This is a genomic window from Bartonella sp. AA83SXKL (assembly GCF_042196965.1).
In the GTDB taxonomy this organism is placed as follows: domain Bacteria; phylum Pseudomonadota; class Alphaproteobacteria; order Rhizobiales; family Rhizobiaceae; genus Bartonella.
The window spans coordinates 1-770 of sequence record NZ_JBHIRG010000157.1 but is presented as its reverse complement, the minus strand read 5'-3'; the positions used below and the strand labels follow the sequence as shown (position 1 = coordinate 770).

At 40.5% G+C, this 770-nt stretch carries 1 pseudogene; it reads right to left on the bottom strand.

The features are described 5' to 3' along the window. Window positions 1-770, bottom strand: a pseudogene (locus ACFINO_RS10305) (hypothetical protein); the annotation flags it as partial.

The window sequence follows — 770 nt, the reverse complement described above, 5'->3', positions numbered from 1 at the left end:
CCTGGGTCATCGAAGTAACGTAAGTTAGACACTGCCAAACCAATCGCCGCTGCTTGCCTGGCCTCTTTGCGCACATTCGTAATATCATAACTTAGTGCGTCAAACTTCATATCGGTATAGGATTTTGCTTCGTTAACACCATTATTGACTTGATCGTCCGTATACTTTTTCGCACTTTCAAGAGTAATCTTCATCTGCTCCTCGGTATGATCGTATAACTGACCACCATTCACTGCGTCCTTAGAGCCATGTTCAATTTTTCCATCTTTAACATTAGTAATCAAAACAGGCTCACTGTCATCGACACCTTTTAGAGTGATGCTACTGATTTTCTTTCCGCTATCATCGGTATCATAGCTAACCGCAAGATCCTCCTCGTCTATGTCATTCTCCTCCTCATCCATGTCATACTCATCTATGGAACGGGTTAATTTTCTCATAAAAGGAAAACCTTCTGAAATAATATCCGAATGACCATCTCCCAATTTAGGTTTTTCACCAATAGCAGCGCCATCCCTTATATCAATAATCTGATTATTCAAAGCTGTGAAAGCACTATTTACGCCAGCAAAGGCATCTGCAACATTATTATATTTTTTCTCACTCTCATTACCATCCTTATCAAAGACTTTAACCGTGAAAGTAGGACCTGACCATTTCCCCTCTTCATCATATCCAGCACCACCGCCAAAATAATTTGCAAATGCCTGAGTCATAAAATAAAGCTGGCTACCATTTACTGCTTCGGTCGATGTTTTCGTAAATGCACC